The sequence below is a fragment of the Rhodococcus sp. 21391 genome (assembly GCF_016772255.1).
In the GTDB taxonomy this organism is placed as follows: Bacteria; Actinomycetota; Actinomycetes; order Mycobacteriales; family Mycobacteriaceae; genus Rhodococcus_F; species Rhodococcus_F opacus.
The window spans coordinates 1,155,405-1,172,213 of record NZ_CP063781.1 but is presented as its reverse complement, the minus strand read 5'-3'; the positions used below and the strand labels follow the sequence as shown (position 1 = coordinate 1,172,213).

The following is a 16,809-nucleotide window of genomic DNA, read 5'->3' as shown; positions in this document are numbered from 1 at the left end:
AAGTTGAGTGGGCCTGCTCGCGCGCCCTGCCGGGGCACGTCAGGTCGCGGTGAACCAACCCGCGGCAGGCGAGGTCGTGTTGTTCCAGATGTGTTTGACTTCCTGGTATTCGGAGAGCCCGGCGGGTCCGAGTTCGCGGCCGTTGCCGGACTTCTTGAATCCGCCCCATTCCGCCGCCGCCGTGTAGTAGCCGAAGTCGTTGAGCCACACGGTCCCGTGGCGCAGGCGGCGCACCACCCGTTCGCCCCGGGCGGCGTCCGACGTCCGGACTCCGGCGGCGAGACCGTACTCGGTGTCGTTGCCGAGCCGGACCGCGTCCTCCTCGGTGGTGAATCTCTCGACCGTGAGAATGGGCCCGAACGTTTCCTCCTGCACGATGCGCATGGAGCGGTCGCAGTGGTCGAAGATGGTGGGCAGGTAGTAGCTACCGCCGTCGAGCGCGGGATCGGCGGGCCGGGAGCCACCCGTCCGGAGCGTCGCACCTTCGGAGATACCCAGTGCCACATAGGCTTCGATCTTGTCGCGCTGCGCCGCCGACACGAGAGGTCCAGTCTCACTGCCGGGATCGAGCCCCGGGCCGACGCGGATGGCCTCGGCGCGCGAGACGAGGGCGGCGACGAAGTCGTCGGCGATCGACTCCTCCACGATCAGCCGCGTCCCGGCCGAGCACACCTGCCCCGAGTGCAGGAAGACGCCGGTGAGCACCTGGTCGACCGAGGACTCCCATTCGGCGTCCGCGAACACGATATGCGGGTTCTTCCCGCCCAGTTCCACGGCGACCTTCGTGACGTGCTTCGCGGCCGTCTCCAGGATGGTGGTGCCGGTCGCGAGTCCACCGGTGAACGAGATGAAGTCGACGTCACCGGTATCGGTCAGCGCGGGGCCGAGGTCGGCGCCGCTGCCCTGCACGAGGTTGACGACACCGGCGGGCACACCCGCCTCCTCGATCAGCCGGGCGAACGCGATCGTGCTCAGCGGCGTGACCTCACTGGGCTTGAGCACCATCGTGCAGCCGGCGGCCAGCGCGGGTGCCACCTTCCAGGAGATCTGGAGCAGCGGGTAGTTCCAGGGTGCGATGAGGACGCACACCCCGATCGGTTCGCGAACGATCCGGGAGACGACCGCGGGGTCACCCACGTCGACCACTCGGTCGCTGGAGACGAGGGCGAGCCGGGCGTAGTACCGGAATACCGAGACGACGTCGTCGATGTCGATTCGGCTCTCCACCAAAGTCTTACCGGTGTCCAGCGTCTCGATCCGCGCCAATTCCTCCTTGTCGCGCTCGAGGAGATCTGCAATGCGCGACAGGAGCGACGATCGCACGGCGACCGCCGTCTCCGGCCAGTCCCCGGCGTCGAAGGTTGCCCGGGCCGCCAGCACGGCTCGCCGGGCGTCTTCGGGTGACGCCTCGTCGACCGTGGCGATCACGTTCCCGCTTGCCGGGTCGATGCAGTCGCGGGTGCGCCCCGACGTCGCCGCGACCCACTCCCCCGCGATGAAATTCACCTTCCCGAACAACCTCGGGACGTCGAGATCCGCGGATAGTGCCGACATCTTCATACTGTGTCCGAAACCCTCTCGTGTGCAGACTTTTTCGATGTACCGACGATGAGCGGATCACGGGAGACGTCCCGATACAGCGAGAAGCACAATCCGATCATCACCAGAAGGAACGGCGCCGCCGCGATGATCGTCATCGTCTGCAGCCCCTGAAGGGCGTCCGAGCCGCCGGTCCAGAGGATGAGTGCCGCGGTGCCCCCGGTGAGGGTTCCCCAGAAGATGACGACCCACGTGCTCGGTTCCCGTGCACCCCGCTGCGACAGCGTGCCCATCACCAGCGACGCGGCGTCCGCACCGGACACGAAGAAGATCGCGACCAGCACCATGACCAGCACGGTGGCGAACCCGGTCAGCGGCAGATGGTTGAGCATCCCGAACAACTGGCCTTCGGTCGACGAGCGCGCCGCCAGGTCGACTCCGTCCTGCTGCTGTCCGATGCCGGCACCGCCGAACACCGCGAACCACACCAGGCTGACCGAGGTGGGAATGACGATCACGCCGATCACGAACTGCCGGATGGTGCGGCCGCGGCTGATCCGGGCGAGGAACATTCCGACGAACGGAGTCCACGACACCCACCACGCCCAGTAGAAGATCGTCCACGACGACAGCCAGGACGCCGTGTCGTCGCCGGCACTCGCGGCCGTCCGTCCCGACATCGTGGCGAGCTGCGCCGCATAGTCCGCGATCGCGGTGGGGAGCAGATTGAGGATGAGGACGGTCGGACCGAGCACGAACACGAACAGCGCGAGAATCACCGCCAGCACCATGTTGATGTTGGACAGCCAGTGGATGCCCCGCGCGACTCCCGACACCGCCGAACCGACGAACGCGAACGTCAGCAGCCCGACGAGGGCAACGAGCGCGAACGTGCCGACGTTGTCCATCCAGCCGATGATCTCGAGGCCGGAACCGATCTGCAGTGCGCCGAGCCCGAGCGACGCGGCGGTGCCGAACATCGTCGCGATGATCGCGAGGATGTCGATGACCTTCCCCACGGCGCCTTCCGAGCGGCGGCCGAGGAGAGGGAAGAACGCGGCGCTGATGAGTTGCTTGCGGCCACGCCGGTAGGAGCCGTACGCAATCGACAACCCGACGACCGCGTAGATCGCCCACGGATGCAGCCCCCAGTGGAACATCGTCGTGGCCATCGCCGATCCCACGGAGCCGTCTGTTCCCGGCGGCGGGCTCACCAGATGAGCGAGCGGTTCGGCGACGCCGTAGAACATCAATCCGATTCCCATGCCGGCGCTGAACATCATCGCGATCCAGCTCACCGTTCGGAACTCCGGTTTCTCACCGTCGCGGCCGAGCGGAATCCGGCCGTACCGGGAGAACGCGAGGAACAGTGAGAAGACGACGAACGCCGACGACGCGGCGATGAACAGCCAACCGAGGTCGGCCACCAGCCAGTCCAGCGCCGCGGTCGACACGACCGAGAGGTTCTCCGGTGCCAGCAGTCCCCACAGGATGAGTCCGACACCGAGCGCTGCGGCCGTGCCGAACACCACCTTGTCGACGCTCCGCCGCCCCTCGCCGCCGGACGGCGCCGCCGGCTCCTGCTCCTGGTGCCGGGGTTGCGGATCGACATCGTTCACCCTGGGAGGGTCGGTCACCCTCGGTTGCTCGCCGGCGTAGGTCATCGGGGATCCCCGCTCAGCCTTTCGAGTAGCCAGTCGTGGAATTCGCCGATGTGGTGTTCCGCGGGCACCAGCACACCCCCGTTCCGGTACGCCTTCGACGCCATCGTGGGCTGGGTCCGCTCACAGGCGTCGAAGTCCTGCTGGTTGACCCGGTGGAACAGCTCCACCGAACGGGAGACGTCGCGACCCGAGGCGGTGACCTCCGGGGAGTACAGCCAGTCGCATTCGACGATGGTGCGATCCGCGGACACGGGGTACATGCGGTGGAAGATGACGTGGTCGGGCACGAGGTTGACGAAGACCTGCGGCCGGATCGTGATGGCGTAGTACTTGCGATCCTGGTCGGGACTGATGCCGGACAACGAGTCGAATCCGCCGCTTCCGTCGATGGTGAATCCCTCGACGTCGTCACCGAAGGCGGCACCGTGCCCCACGAAGTACTGTGCGGCAAGGCCGTCCGCGAACTCCGGAAGTACCTCGGTGAGCTCCGGGTGGATGGTCGCGCAGTGGTAGCACTCCATGAAGTTCTCGATGATCAGCTTCCAGTTGGCCGCGACGTCGTAGACGATCCGGCGGCCGAGTTCCAGGGTTCCGATCTGGTACCGGTCGATGGCCGCCGGATCACCGAGTCGTTCGGTGACGGCGCCGACGACCTCGTCCTCGAACGACGGCGGTTCGTCGGCCAGGCACACCCACGCGTAGCCGAGCCATTCGCGAAGCGCGACCGGCACCAGTCCGTACCGCACCCGGTCGATGTCGGCTCCGGTCTCGTCCCGCAGCGCGGCCATGTTGGGGGCCGCCACCAGTTTGCCGTCGAGTCCGTACGTCCACGCGTGGTAGGGACACTGAAGGTTTCTGCGGATCTGCCCTTCGTCCTCGGTACACAACATGGCGCCGCGGTGCCGGCAGATGTTGAGGAAGGCGCGCAGTTCCCCGTCCCGGCCGCGGACGAGGAGCACGCTCTCCCGGCCCACCGTTACCTTCCGGAAGGCTCCGGGGTCGGCGAGATCGGCGGCGCGGACGGCGCAGAACCACATCGCCTCGAACAGATTCTCCTGTTCGTCCGTGAAGATGTCGGCGTCGGTGTAGTACCGGCCACCGAGGGTGGGGATCAGTGCCGGTGCGGGCGCGGAGGCGGGAGCGGGGGCTTGGACGTCCGGAGCGGACATAGATGTCACCGTTTCTTTCGTTGCCGGGAAAGATGCGTGTCGGTCGAGCTGTGACCTGATGTCTGTGTGCGTAGGGGGCGCAGATCGCAAGGGGCGTCGTTGCCGAGTGTGACGACATGCGTGCCCGATCCGCAGCGACCGTGCGAACAGCGGGCAGCTGTTCCCGCCGAGTCATCGCGGCGTCAGCATTGTTGCGTCATCAGCAACGCTATGCGATTCACACAACTTAGACCGTGGCCCGCGGACGTGTCAAACATCACATTCGGCACTTCTTTCGCGGACGCGACACGACCGAAACACCGCGTTAACCGCGGACGGCCGAAACCCGGGCAAACGGGACTATCCGTTCGTCCCGCCTTGAGGGAGAAGCACTTCCGGGCGTTCAGTCACCCGTTCCGACGGATTGCTGCGCTTCGATCCGGACGACCGCGTCGGCGAGTTCGAGCGCCACGGCCTCGAACCGCTCGGGTGCGAGGCGGTACTCCGGCCCGGATACACAGATCGACGCGACGATCCGGTTGGTGACCTTGCTCCGCACCGGCACGGCGATGGAATTGAGCCCCGCTTCGAGCTCCTCGGCCGTGGACGCCCACCCGCGCGACCGCACGTGCTCGAGTTCGACGTCGAACGCCCGGAAGTCGGTGATCGTGTTGGGAGTGAGCGGGCTCAAGTGCGGCCCCAGCCGACTCCGGAGCTGGCCGGACGTCAATTCCGAGACCAGGACCTTGCCGGTCGCGGTCGCGTGCGCAGGAGTCACCTGACCCACCCACGTGCGCAGCGCGACGTGGCGATCACTGCGGGCCTCGAGCACGTTGAGGGTCGCCGCACCGTCCAGCACGGCGAGGTTGACCGTCTCCCCGAAGGCGTCGGCCAGGCGGTCGCACTCCGGCTGCGCAACCTCGACGAGCCCGCTCTGCGCGACCGTGGCCTCGGCCAATCGCACCACCGCGAATCCGAGCTGATACTTGCCGCGGACACCCGCTTCCTCCACGAAACCTCGTTGCTGGAGCGATGCGATCAGGCGTGACACGGTCGATTTGTGCACGCCGAGCCGCACGGCGATCTCCGAGGCGCCGACACGGCCTTCTGCCGCGACGATCTCGAGTACGTCGATGGCGCGTTCCACCGCGTGCACGGTCTTCGCCTTTCCTTCCGTTCCCTGGGCCGCGGGCGCCGTTGCCTCGGATTCACTCATGCCCCGAGGTTATGCCCACCGACTTCGGGAACGCAGTTTTTACACGCGAATGCTTGACACCGTGGGGCAGCACCGGAGAGCATTGTGTTGCACAGCTTGCAAGTCGTCGCGCATAGCGCAACAACCGCTCCACAACTTGTCCTTCCTCCCCGACGCTTTCGGAGGTATCGAGTGATTCTCGATAACGATTCCCCAGTTGTGACCCACCCCGGCGCCACGGCCTTCCCCGTGTGCGAACTCGTGACACTGCCCGTGGGCGAAGTCGTCACGGTGACCCCGCCGGGCATGGCTGCCATCTCCGTCTTCCACACCTCCGACGGCCTGTATGCCATCGACGACACCTGCACCCATCAGGACGCCTCCCTCGCCGACGGCTGGGTCGAAGGCTGCACCGTCGAGTGCCCGCTCCACGAAGCGTGCTTCGACCTCCGCACCGGAGTGCCGTCGGGTCCGCCGGCCAAGACCGCAGTCCGCACACACGATGTGTCGATCGTCGACGGCACCGTGCTGCTTCATCTCGAAGAGAAGGGCGACGCCCGATGAACACTGTCCCGAATTCCATTGTGGTACTGGGTGCTTCCCTCGCCGGATTGTCGGCGGTCCGCGCACTGCGCGAGAAGGGATACGCAGGCCGCCTCGTCGTGGCCGGGAGCGAGCAGTCCCTGCCCTACGACCGGCCGCCCCTGTCCAAGGAATTTCTCACCGGCGACCTGACCGACGAGGACCTCCTGTTGATGAACAGCGACGACGACACACTCGACGTCGAATGGCGCATGAACCGAACGGCCACCGGTCTGGTTCGCTCCCCCGACGGGATCCACCGCGTCACGTTCGACGACGGGTCCCACTTCGACGCCGATGCCGTCGTCGTAGCGACGGGCGCGCGCGCCCGGACCCTGCCCGGACACTCCCGTCTCGCCGGCGTGCACACGCTCAGGTCGGTCGAAGACGCACGCGCACTGCGGGATTCGCTGTCACGTGCGCAGAACCTCGTCATCGTGGGAGCCGGTTTCATCGGAGCGGAGGTGGCCTCCAGCGCGGCCGGCATGAGCCTGAACGTCACCGTCGTCGAGGCCTCGCCCACGCCCCTCGCCGGCCCGCTCGGCATCGAACTCGGGGCGATCTGCGCAGGACAGCATGCCGCGCACGGCGTCCGGCTCCTCACCGGGGCAGTCGTCTCCGCACTGCTCGGTGACGACGCGGTCGAAGCCGTCCAACTGAGTGACGGAACGATCCTCCCCGCGGACGCCGTGGTGGTCGGAATCGGGGCCGTCCCCAACGTCGAATGGGCAAGCGATTCGGAACTGATGATCGAAGACGGTTTCCTCACCGACTCGTCGTGCCGCACGAACGTGCCCGGCGTGTACGCGATCGGCGACTGCGCACGGACTTTCGACGACGCCCACCAGGTGCACCACCGAAGCGAGCACTGGAGCAACGCGGTCGCACAGGCCGCCACCGTCGCCGACACGATCATGGCCACACCGTCCGGGCCCGCCGCGATCCCGTACTTCTGGTCCCACCAGTACGGCAAGATGCTGCAGTTCGCCGGGACGAGACACAGCACCGACGAGGTCCGGTTCGTCGACGGCGACCCCGGAACCGGTACGTTCGTGGCCACCTACGACCGGGACGGCGACACCGTCGGCGTCTTCGCGATGAACAGTCCCCGGCTGTTCACCCGGTACAAGAAGCAACTCGCCAGGTCGCGGGCCTGATGCCGGCGCTACGTGACGGCATAGCCCAATCGGCTGCTGATCTGCTGGGACGTGTCGAGTGCGGCGCGGGCGACGTCCTCGAACCGTTCCGGCAGCAGCCGGTAGGCGGGGCCGGACACACTCAGAGCAGCAATCATTTTCGACGTGTAGTCCCGGATCGGAACGGACACCGCGTTCAGCCCGAGTTCGAGTTCCTCCTCGGATTCCGCCCACCCCCGCTCGCGAATGGTTTTCAACGATTCCACGAGCACAGGCACATCGGTGAGAGTTTTCTCCGTGAGAGCAATCGGAGTTTCTCCCACCCGCTCCGCGAGTTCGTTGTCGGACAATTCCGTCAGCAACAATTTTCCACTCGCCGTCGCATGTGCCGGGCTGCTCTGACCCACCCAGGTATTGGTACCGACGCCGGACGGACCGTCCGCTTTGACGATGCTCACCGATCGATTGCCGTCGAGTATCGACACATTGACGCTCTCTCCGACAGTTTCCGCCAGTTCGGCGCACAATTCCTGACTCTGCCGCACCAGATCGCCGTCCGGCGACGCGGTGCGGGCCAGACGGACGATGGAATTGCCGAGCTGGAATTTTCCCCGGTTCTTCAATTGGGCGACGTAACCTCGCGAATCCAGAACGGCCACGAGGCGCGACGCGGTCGACTTGTGGACACCCAGCTCGTCGGCGATTTCCGTGACGCCGGCGGTACCGAGCCTGGCCAGGATTTCGAGTACCGCCAGCGCGCGGTCCACTGACTGCACAGCACCGGACGGCCGGCTCCGATCTCCATTCGAGTTATCGTCCAATTCAGTCATCGCGACTTCAGGATAGGCGACATCACCGTGCGACGGTTACCTCCATCCACACCCGGTTCCGCGTCATCACCGTCGCGAACGGTGCATATTTCCACGGTCGATCGCGGAATTGCTGCTATTTCCTCAACCAATCATCGTGGAATTACCCGTAATTCGGGGTTGACCCCCTTACTCTTCCCGACCTAATGTGTTGATATATCAGTTGTCGATAACGGGTTGGATCAGTTCGGCCCGTTTCGCAATTCACAGTTCTTCCCGGCGCCGTTCGAGCCCACACCGAACACCGAATCTCCCGCTACCTCGCCACACACAGGCACCCACCCAACCAGGAGGACCATTATGGGGTCACCGCGCGTAGTGATCATCGGAGCCGGCATCGTCGGCGCGAACCTGGCCGACGAGCTCACCGCTCGCGGCTGGGATCGGATCACGGTTCTCGACCAGGGACCGTTGCCGCTCACCGGAGGCTCCACGTCACACGCACCGGGCCTGGTGTTCCAGACGAACGCGTCCAAGACGATGACCGAATTCGCCCGGTACACGGTGGAGAAGTTCGTCGGACTCGACGTGGACGGCGAATGGTGCTTCAACCAGCTCGGCGGGCTCGAGGTGGCCACCACCCCCGAGCGTCTCGCCGATCTGCACCGCAAGCAGGGCTGGGCCACCTCCTGGGGCATCGAGGGCGCCGTCCTCGACCCGGCCGAGTGCGCGAAGCTGCACCCGCTGCTGGACGAGAAGCGGGTTCTCGGCGGGCTGTACGTGGAGACGGACGGCCTCGCGAAGGCGTCCCGTGTCGTCGTCGCGCTGGCCCGGCGCGCCGAGGCCCGCGGTGCCGTGTTCCAGGGTTCGACGAAGGTGATCGGCATCGAACAGAGCGGCGGCAAGGTGACCGGCGTCGCCACCGCCGACGGTGTGATCCCCGCCGACATCGTGGTGTCCTGCGCGGGCTTCTGGGGTCCCGACATCGGCGCGATGGTGGGGATGGACGTCCCGCTGCTTCCCCTGGCGCACCAGTACGCGAAGACCGAGCAGATTCCCGAACTCGTCGGCCGGAACACCGAACTCGCCGAGGCGGGCTTCCCGATCCTGCGCCACCAGGACCAGGATCTGTACTTCCGTGAGCACGTCGACCGCCTCGGTATCGGCACGTACGCTCACCGCCCGATGCCGGTGAACCTGCGCGACCTGGACGCGAGCGACGACGTGTCCGCGTCCGACATGCCGTCGATGCTGCCGTTCACGGAAGAAGACTTCGCGCCGTCGTGGGAGCAGAGCAAGTTGCTGCTGCCGTGCCTCGAATCCGCGAAACTGGAGGCCGGTTTCAACGGGGTCTTCTCGTTCACCCCGGACGGCGGACCGCTCATCGGCGAGTCCCCGGACGTCGCCGGGTTCTGGATCGCCGAGGCAGTGTGGGTGACACACTCCGCCGGTGTCGGCCGGGCGGTCGCGCAACTGCTCGTCGACGGCCGCTCCAAGGTCGAACTGCACGGCTGCGACGTGCACCGCTTCGAGGAGATCCAGCTCGCACCCGACTACGTCAGCGAGACGTCGCAGCAGAACTTCGTCGAGATCTACGACGTGCTGCACCCGCTGCAGCCCAAGGAGTCTCCCCGCGACCTGCGAGTCAGTCCCTTCCACGCTCGCCAGAAGGAACTCGGCGCCGTGTTCCTGGAAAGCTCCGGCTGGGAGCGCCCGCACTGGTTCGAGTCCAACGCCCATCTGGTGCAGGACCTTCCGGCCGAATGGCAGCCGCCGGCCCGGGAACCGTGGGCGGCGATGTTCCACTCCCCCATCGCCGCGGCCGAGGCCTGGCGCACCCGCACGTCGGTGGCGATGTACGACATGACACCGCTGAAGCGGCTCGAGATCAGCGGTCCCGGCGCGCTGGCCCTGCTCGACCGGCTGACGACCGGCAAGATGGACAAGTCCGTCGGGTCCGTCACGTACACGCTCGCGCTCGACGAGACCGGTGGCGTCCGCAGCGACCTCACCGTCACGCGACTGTCCGACACCGTCTTCCAGGTCGGCGCCAACGGCAACCTCGATCTCGACTACTTCCGCCGCCAATCTCCGGACGACGGCAGTGTGCAGATCCGGGACATCACCGGCGGCACGTGCGGGATCGGGTTGTGGGGTCCGCGAGCCCGGGATCTGGTGCAGGCGCTGAGCTCCGACGACTTCACGAACGAGAACTTCAAGTACTTCCGCGCGAAGCAGGTCCGCATCGGCGGTGTTCCCGTCACGGCGATGCGTCTGTCGTACGTCGGCGAACTCGGCTGGGAGCTGTACACGTCCGCCGACAACGGTCTGCGACTGTGGGATCTGCTGTGGGCGGAGGGGCAGAAGTACGACGTCATCGCCGCCGGCCGCGCCGCGTTCAACAGCCTGCGGATGGAGAAGGGTTACCGCTCGTGGGGCAGTGACATGACCACCGAGCACAACCCCTACGAGGCCGGTCTCGGTTTCGCGGTCCGACTGCAGAAGGGCGACTTCCGTGGGCGTGACGCGCTCGACGGCGTCTCCGACGAGACGGTGAAGCGGCGCCTGGCGTGCCTCATGATCGACGACCGCACGTCGGTGGTCCTCGGCCACGAGCCGGTGTTCGTCGACGGACAGCCCGCCGGGTACGTCACGAGTGCCGCGTTCGGTCACACGGTGGGGGCGCCGATCGCCTACGCCTGGCTTCCCGCGAACGCGACCGTCGACACCGCGGTGGAGATCGAGTACTTCGGACGCCGCATCCCCGCCACCGTCGTGGCCGAGCCGCTCGTCGACCCCGAGATGAAGAAGATCCGGTCATGAGCCTCCGAGACGACACGATCGCCGGATTCCTGGACTCGCTCGCCGCTCGGACCCCCGCGCCCGGCGGCGGCGCGACCGGTGCGCTCCACCTCGGCCAGGCAGCCGCGCTGGTCTCGATGGTCGCCCGCTACACCACCGGCAAGAGGTACGCCGACCACGGGATGCTCGTCGAACGCATCTGCGCCTCAGCAGATGCGTTCCGCGAGAAGGCACTGCAGTTCGCCGAGGACGACATGGCGGCTTTCACGGCCGTCATCGACGCCTACCGCCTCCCCCAGGACACGGACGACGAAACGGGTGCCCGCACGTCGGCGATCGCGACCGCCCTCGCCGGCGCGGCCGCGGTCCCCGCCGAGGTGGTGGTCGCGGCAGGCGACGTCGTCGCACTCGCCGACGTCCTGCTGCCGGTGGCGAACCGCACCGTCGTCAGCGACGTCGCGGCCGCCGCCGAGGCTGCCCGCGCAGCCGCCACCACCGCCCGGGTCAACATCGAGGTGAACCTGCCGGGTATCGCCGATCCGGACACCCGCCGGGCCCTCACCGAGTGCCTGTCCGGCGTCGACGCGATCGTCGAGCGTGCCGACGCAGTCACGACACGAGTACGAAAGCAGCTGAGTTCATGACCAGAAGCCTCGGTGGCGCCGAACTCGCCACCTCCATCCGCAACGACGCGTCCGTCGCCGCCGCAGCCCTCGCCGAAATCGGGGTCCGGCCCAAGCTGGCGGTCGTGCAGGCCACCGACGACGAATCGACCGCCTGGTACGTGCGTTCCATCGCGTCGGCCGCGAAACGCATCGGAATCCTCTGCGACATCGTCGATCTCGGTGCCGCGGCATCCACCGAGCAGATCCGCAGCACGCTCGTCGAACTCGGCCACGACCCGGACGTCCACGGAATCATCCTGCAGACACCCCTGCCGGACGGAACCGACCTCGACGCCCTCCGGGAGGCGATCAACCCCGCCAAGGACGTCGACGGCGCGAACCCGGTCAGCCTCGGCCGCCTTGTCGCGCGTCTGCCCGCGTTCGCGCCCGCCACCGCACAGGCCGTGATCGCCCTCCTCGATCACCACGGAATCTCCCCGCACGGCAGGACGGCCGCGGTGGTCGGCAGATCGACGGTCGTCGGAAGTCCCGTCGCGCATCTGCTCGTGCAGCGCAACGCGACGGTGACCGTCTGCCACCGCCACACCACCGACCTCGCCGCCGGCACCCGTGACGCCGACATCCTCGTTGTCGCCGTCGGCATTCCCGGGCTGATCACGGCCGACCACGTCGCCGACGGCGCCGTCGTCATCGATGTCGGGACGACGGCGACCGCGGACGGCCGACTGCTCGGTGACGTCGACGCCGCGGCCGTCGACGGCCGGGCGGGCGCGCTGACCCCGGTCCCCGGCGGGGTGGGACCGGTGACCACGGCGTTGCTGCTCAATCACACGGTCGACGCCGCCGCGACCCAGTACGCCCAGACTCGATCGGACTCCCTACTCGCCGGGTTCCGTAGCAGCGTCTGACTCCGTCTCCACCCCTTGACCCGCTCGTCCAGCCTGAAATAGCATGGGCCCATTCTGATATATCAGTTCGCTCGGACTGACACCTCAAGTAGTGACACCATAACCAGTCCGGCATCGAGGAGACCCACATGACCCAGACCTTCACCCTGACGCTCAGCTGCGCTCAGCGTCCCGGGATCGTTCACGCAGTCAGCTCCTTTCTCTTCGAGCAGAACTGCGATATCGCCGAGCATCAGCAGTTCGACGACACCCGGAGCGACGCGTTCTTCCTCCGCACGTCGTTCGTGTCGGCGGAAGATGTCGACATCGAGCGCCTCACGGCGGAATTCGGGAGCGTTGCCGCGAAATTCGGCATGACGTTCAACTTCAACGGCAGCGACCTGCCCCGGGTGATCGTGATGGTCTCCAAGATGGGTCACTGCCTCAACGACCTCATCTTCCGCTGGCGAGCAGGCAACCTCGGCGCCGAACTCGTCGCCGTCGTCTCCAATCACGAGGTGCTGCGACCGATGGCCGAGGCCGCCGGGCTGCCGTTCGTCCACGTCCCGGTCACACCGACCACCAAGCCGCAGGCCGAGGCCCGGCTGCTCGAACTCGTCGAGGAGTTCGACGCGGATCTCGTGGTCCTCGCCCGGTACATGCAGGTGCTGTCGGACGACGCGTGCCGCGCGCTACGCGGACGGGCCATCAACATCCACCACTCGTTCCTGCCCGGTTTCAAGGGCGCCAAGCCCTACCACCAGGCGTTCGATCGCGGCGTCAAGCAGGTCGGGGCCACCGCCCACTACGTGACACCCGATCTGGACGAGGGTCCCATCATCGAGCAGGAAGTCATCCGCATCGACCACTCCTTCGACCCGGCGCGACTCGCCACGGTCGGGCAGGACGCCGAGGCCCTCGCGCTGTCACGGGCCGTGCGCTGGCACTGCGAGAACCGCGTCCTGCTGCACGGTCATCGGACGGTCGTCTTCAGCTAGGCGCTTCGCGCCCGTGCGCCTTCTTGGTAGCTCCCGCTACCAGAAAGGCGCACGGGCCGGAGGCCTACAGCAGGTCGCGGATGGCCTTCTCGAAACCAGCGACGTGGGCGAGGGTGAGGGACGAGGCAGTGCTCTCGTCGCCGTCGACGATGGCCCGGAGCAGGGATACATGCTCGCGGACGTGGCTGGCGACGTCGGGCAGACGGTCGAGGAAGAGGCACCAGATGCGGGTGGCATGCGCGTCGAGGCTGACGAGGATGTCCTCGAGGTGAGGGTTCCCGGACGCCCGGTAGATCTCGCGGTGGACGCGCACGTCCTTGCGCAGGACTTCGCGCGGATCTTCGCTGTCGTCTATCTCGGCGATCTCGTCGGCGAGCGCGGTCAGCCGGGCTCGCGCGTCCGGGGACGCCGTCCGGGCCGCCCGGGCCGCCGCGGTGGGTTCGAGTTGCTTGCGGATCTCGGAGATGTCGGCGAGGTCGGTCATGTCGACGGCGGTGGCGAACGTGCCGCGACGCGGGTAGGCGACGACGAGACGTTCCCGCTCGAGGCGCTTGAGCGCTTCCCGTACCGGTGTCCGGCCGAATCCGAGTTCCTCGGCGAGACGGTCGTCGTTGATCGGTTCGCCGGGCCGGATGTCCAGCATGACCAGGCGTTCGCGCACGATCTCGTACGCGCGGTCGGCGTTGGTGCCGCCGTTCGACGCCGTGTCCGCGACCGATGAATGCGCCAGGCTCATGTTCCGTCTCCCTGATTTTCCAGAGCTATTGACCTTTGTCCGGTGCTGACCTTACTCTACTTTCCAGTTGATATATCAGTTCGAAGTCAACTGACCTTCCAGAAAGGCGAACCATGACCGTGGACACCGCACACCTCACCGAGGTGGCAGCAGCGAACCCGACGCTGACTCATTCGCTCGCCGATCTCGACCCCGCCGTGCACCAGGCGATCGCGGCCGAGCTCGAGCGACAGCAGGGCACCCTGGAAATGATTGCCAGCGAGAACTTCGCCCCGCTCGCGGTGATGCAGGCGCAAGGGTCGGTACTGACGAACAAGTACGCCGAGGGCTACCCCGGACGCCGCTACTACGGCGGATGCGAGCACGTCGACGTCATCGAGCAGCTCGCCATCGACCGCCTCACCGCACTGTTCGGTGCGAAATTCGCCAACGTGCAACCGCACTCCGGAGCGCAGGCCAACGCCGCCGCGATGTCGGCACTGCTGAAGCCCGGCGACGGCATCCTCGGCCTGGACCTCGCGCACGGCGGTCACCTCACGCACGGCATGAAGCTGAACTTCTCCGGCAAGCTCTACGACGTCGCCGCGTACCACGTCCGCGAGGACGACCATCTCGTCGACATGGACGAGGTGGAGCGTCTGGCCCGTGAGCACCGCCCGAAGTTGATCCTCGCCGGCTGGTCCGCCTACACACGCCAGCTCGACTTCGCCGCGTTCCGTCGCATCGCCGACGAGGTCGGCGCGTACCTCATGGTCGACATGGCGCACTTCGCCGGACTCGTCGCCGCCGGACTGCACCCCTCCCCCGTCCCGCACGCCCACGTGGTCACGTCGACGACGCACAAGACGCTCGGTGGTCCCCGCGGCGGTGTCATTCTCACCAACGAGGAGGCATTGGCGAAGAAGTTCAACTCCTCGGTGTTTCCCGGTCAGCAGGGTGGTCCGCTCGAGCACGTGATCGCCGGCAAGGCCGTCTCGTTCAAGCTCGCCGCCGAGCCCGAGTTCCGGGAGCGTCAGGAGCGCACGCTCGCCGGTGCGAAGATCCTCGCCGACCGCCTGCTGCAGGACGATTCGCGGGAGGCGGGCATCAACGTCGTGTCCGGCGGCACCGACGTGCATCTGGTGCTGGTGGATCTGCGCGAGTCCGAGCTCGACGGTAAGCAGGCCGAGGACCGGTTGCACCGGGTGGGAATCACGGTGAACCGCAACGCGGTCCCGTTCGACCCGCGGCCGCCGATGGTCAGCTCCGGGGTGCGTATCGGTACTCCCGCGCTCGCGACCCGCGGTTTCGACCTGGACGCGTTCACCGAGGTCGCCGACATCATCAGCTACGCGCTGCGGCCGGCCACCGACGAGGCCGGGCTCGACGAACTCCGCGGCCGCGTCGATGCTCTCGCGCTGCGTTTCCCGCTCTACCCCGACCTGACGGAGGCGAACTGATGAGTGCCACCCAGCCCCCCGGCGCCCACCTGCCCGACCATCCCGACTTCCTGTGGCGTAACCCGGAACCGAAGAAGTCGTACGACGTCGTCATCGTCGGCGGTGGCGGACACGGCCTCGCCACCGCACACTACCTCGCGAAGAATCACGGCATCACCAACGTCGCGGTGTTGGAGAAGGGCTGGCTCGCGGGCGGCAACATGGCCCGCAACACCACGCTGATCCGCTCGAACTATCTGTGGGACGAGAGCGCCAAGATCTACGAGCACGCCCTCAAACTGTGGGAGGGCCTCGAGGACGACCTCGACTACCCGATCCTGTTCAGCCAGCGCGGCGTCCTCAATCTCGCGCACAGCCTGCAGGACGTCCGCGACAGCGTCCGCCGGGTGGAGGCGAACAAGCTCAACGGCATCGACGCCGAGTGGGTCGGACCCGACGAGGTCAAGAAGCTGTGCCCGCTGGTGAACATCTCGAGCGACATCCGCTACCCCGTCCTCGGCGCGACGTATCAGCCGCGGGCCGGGATCGCCAAGCATGACTACGTGGCCTGGGGATTCGCGCGCCGCGCCGACGAGGCGGGCATCGACATCATCCAGAACTGTGAGGTCACCGGGTTCGTCACGGACGGCAACAAGGTGACCGGGGTGCGCACCACCCGCGGCGACATCGCCACCGGTCAGGTCGCGCTGTGCGCGGCCGGGCACACCTCGACGCTCACCGACATGCTCGGCATCCGCACCCCCGTGCAGTCCCACCCGCTGCAGGCGCTGGTCTCCGAACTGCTCGAGCCGGTGCACCCGACCATCGTGATGTCCAACGCCATCCACGTCTACGTCTCGCAGGCGCACAAGGGTGAATTGGTGATGGGCGCCGGTGTCGACTCCTACAACGGGTACGGCCAGCGCGGCGCGTTCCACATCATCGAACGTCAGATGGCGGCCGCGGTGGAGTTGTTCCCGGTGTTCGCCCGCGCGCATCTGCTGCGCACCTGGGGCGGCATCGTCGACGTGTGCCCCGACGCCTCCCCGATCGTCGGACGCACCCCGTACGACAACGTGTATCTCAACTGTGGTTGGGGCACCGGCGGTTTCAAGGCCACCCCGGGGTTGGGCTGGTGTCTGGCGGACACCATCGCGAACGACGAACCGCACGAGTTCATCGCACCGTTCAGCCTCGACCGGTTCGTCACCGGTGCCCTCGTCGACGAGCACGGCGCCGCGGCCGTCGCCCACTGATCCCCCGTCGCGC

The 16,809-nt window shown here is 67.0% G+C and carries 14 protein-coding genes; 8 read left to right on the top strand and 6 right to left on the bottom strand.

All coding sequences use genetic code 11. From position 1 onward, the window contains the following. Window positions 1-39 precede the first annotated feature (39 nt). From GO592_RS05515 to GO592_RS05500, 4 genes are all read right to left on the bottom strand, one after another. Complete coding sequence (locus tag GO592_RS05515; protein ID WP_007300412.1) at window positions 40-1,560, bottom strand: aldehyde dehydrogenase family protein; 1,521 nt, start codon at window positions 1,558-1,560, stop codon at window positions 40-42. Beyond that, window positions 1,557-3,203, bottom strand: a complete 1,647-nt coding sequence (locus tag GO592_RS05510) for a BCCT family transporter (RefSeq protein WP_007300411.1) — start codon at window positions 3,201-3,203, stop codon at window positions 1,557-1,559. Before GO592_RS05510 ends, GO592_RS05515 begins: the two co-directional genes overlap by 4 nt. Beyond that, a complete protein-coding gene (locus tag GO592_RS05505; protein WP_007300410.1) occupies window positions 3,200-4,372 on the bottom strand; it encodes an aromatic ring-hydroxylating oxygenase subunit alpha in 1,173 nt (390 codons plus the stop codon). Before GO592_RS05505 ends, GO592_RS05510 begins: the two co-directional genes overlap by 4 nt. A 382-nt stretch (window positions 4,373-4,754) precedes the next feature. Next, the gene (locus GO592_RS05500) at window positions 4,755-5,567 is read right to left on the bottom strand and encodes an IclR family transcriptional regulator (protein ID WP_007300409.1); all 813 of its coding nucleotides are present in this window, start codon (window positions 5,565-5,567) and stop codon (window positions 4,755-4,757) included. Window positions 5,568-5,765: 198 nt separating this feature from the next. Here GO592_RS05500 and GO592_RS05495 point away from each other — a divergent pair, with 198 nt between their 5' ends. Beyond that, entirely contained in the window at window positions 5,766-6,110 is a 345-nt protein-coding gene (locus GO592_RS05495; protein WP_007300408.1) for a bifunctional 3-phenylpropionate/cinnamic acid dioxygenase ferredoxin subunit, read from the top strand. Continuing rightward, the gene (locus GO592_RS05490) at window positions 6,107-7,285 is read left to right on the top strand and encodes an NAD(P)/FAD-dependent oxidoreductase (protein ID WP_007300407.1); all 1,179 of its coding nucleotides are present in this window, start codon (window positions 6,107-6,109) and stop codon (window positions 7,283-7,285) included. Before GO592_RS05495 ends, GO592_RS05490 begins: the two co-directional genes overlap by 4 nt. An 8-nt stretch (window positions 7,286-7,293) precedes the next feature. Here GO592_RS05490 and GO592_RS05485 read toward each other — a convergent pair whose 3' ends face one another. Continuing rightward, complete coding sequence (locus GO592_RS05485) at window positions 7,294-8,094, bottom strand: IclR family transcriptional regulator (protein WP_037203089.1); 801 nt, start codon at window positions 8,092-8,094, stop codon at window positions 7,294-7,296. A gap of 339 nt (window positions 8,095-8,433) precedes the next feature. Here GO592_RS05485 and GO592_RS05480 point away from each other — a divergent pair, with 339 nt between their 5' ends. From GO592_RS05480 to purU, 4 genes are all read left to right on the top strand, one after another. Continuing rightward, window positions 8,434-10,896, top strand: coding sequence for a GcvT family protein (locus tag GO592_RS05480; RefSeq protein WP_007300405.1), 2,463 nt, complete (start codon window positions 8,434-8,436; stop codon window positions 10,894-10,896). Then, complete coding sequence (locus GO592_RS05475) at window positions 10,893-11,519, top strand: cyclodeaminase/cyclohydrolase family protein (RefSeq protein ID WP_007300404.1); 627 nt, start codon at window positions 10,893-10,895, stop codon at window positions 11,517-11,519. Before GO592_RS05480 ends, GO592_RS05475 begins: the two co-directional genes overlap by 4 nt. Then, on the top strand, window positions 11,516-12,409 hold the full coding sequence (locus GO592_RS05470; RefSeq protein WP_007300403.1) for a bifunctional 5,10-methylenetetrahydrofolate dehydrogenase/5,10-methenyltetrahydrofolate cyclohydrolase: 894 nt from the start codon (window positions 11,516-11,518) through the stop codon (window positions 12,407-12,409). Before GO592_RS05475 ends, GO592_RS05470 begins: the two co-directional genes overlap by 4 nt. 128 nt (window positions 12,410-12,537) lie before the next feature. Continuing rightward, window positions 12,538-13,386, top strand: coding sequence for a formyltetrahydrofolate deformylase (gene purU / locus GO592_RS05465; RefSeq protein WP_005572856.1), 849 nt, complete (start codon window positions 12,538-12,540; stop codon window positions 13,384-13,386). A 64-nt stretch (window positions 13,387-13,450) separates the two neighbouring features. Here purU and GO592_RS05460 read toward each other — a convergent pair whose 3' ends face one another. Next, entirely contained in the window at window positions 13,451-14,122 is a 672-nt protein-coding gene (locus GO592_RS05460; protein WP_005253976.1) for a GntR family transcriptional regulator, read from the bottom strand. A 113-nt stretch (window positions 14,123-14,235) separates the two neighbouring features. Between GO592_RS05460 and glyA the strand changes: the two genes are divergently transcribed. Together glyA and GO592_RS05450 are read left to right on the top strand one after the other, a co-directional pair. After that, complete coding sequence (glyA, locus tag GO592_RS05455) at window positions 14,236-15,561, top strand: serine hydroxymethyltransferase (protein WP_007300402.1); 1,326 nt, start codon at window positions 14,236-14,238, stop codon at window positions 15,559-15,561. Continuing rightward, entirely contained in the window at window positions 15,561-16,796 is a 1,236-nt protein-coding gene (locus GO592_RS05450) for a sarcosine oxidase subunit beta family protein (RefSeq protein ID WP_007300401.1), read from the top strand. The genes glyA and GO592_RS05450 overlap by 1 nt, the downstream gene beginning before the upstream one ends. Window positions 16,797-16,809: the final 13 nt, after the last annotated feature.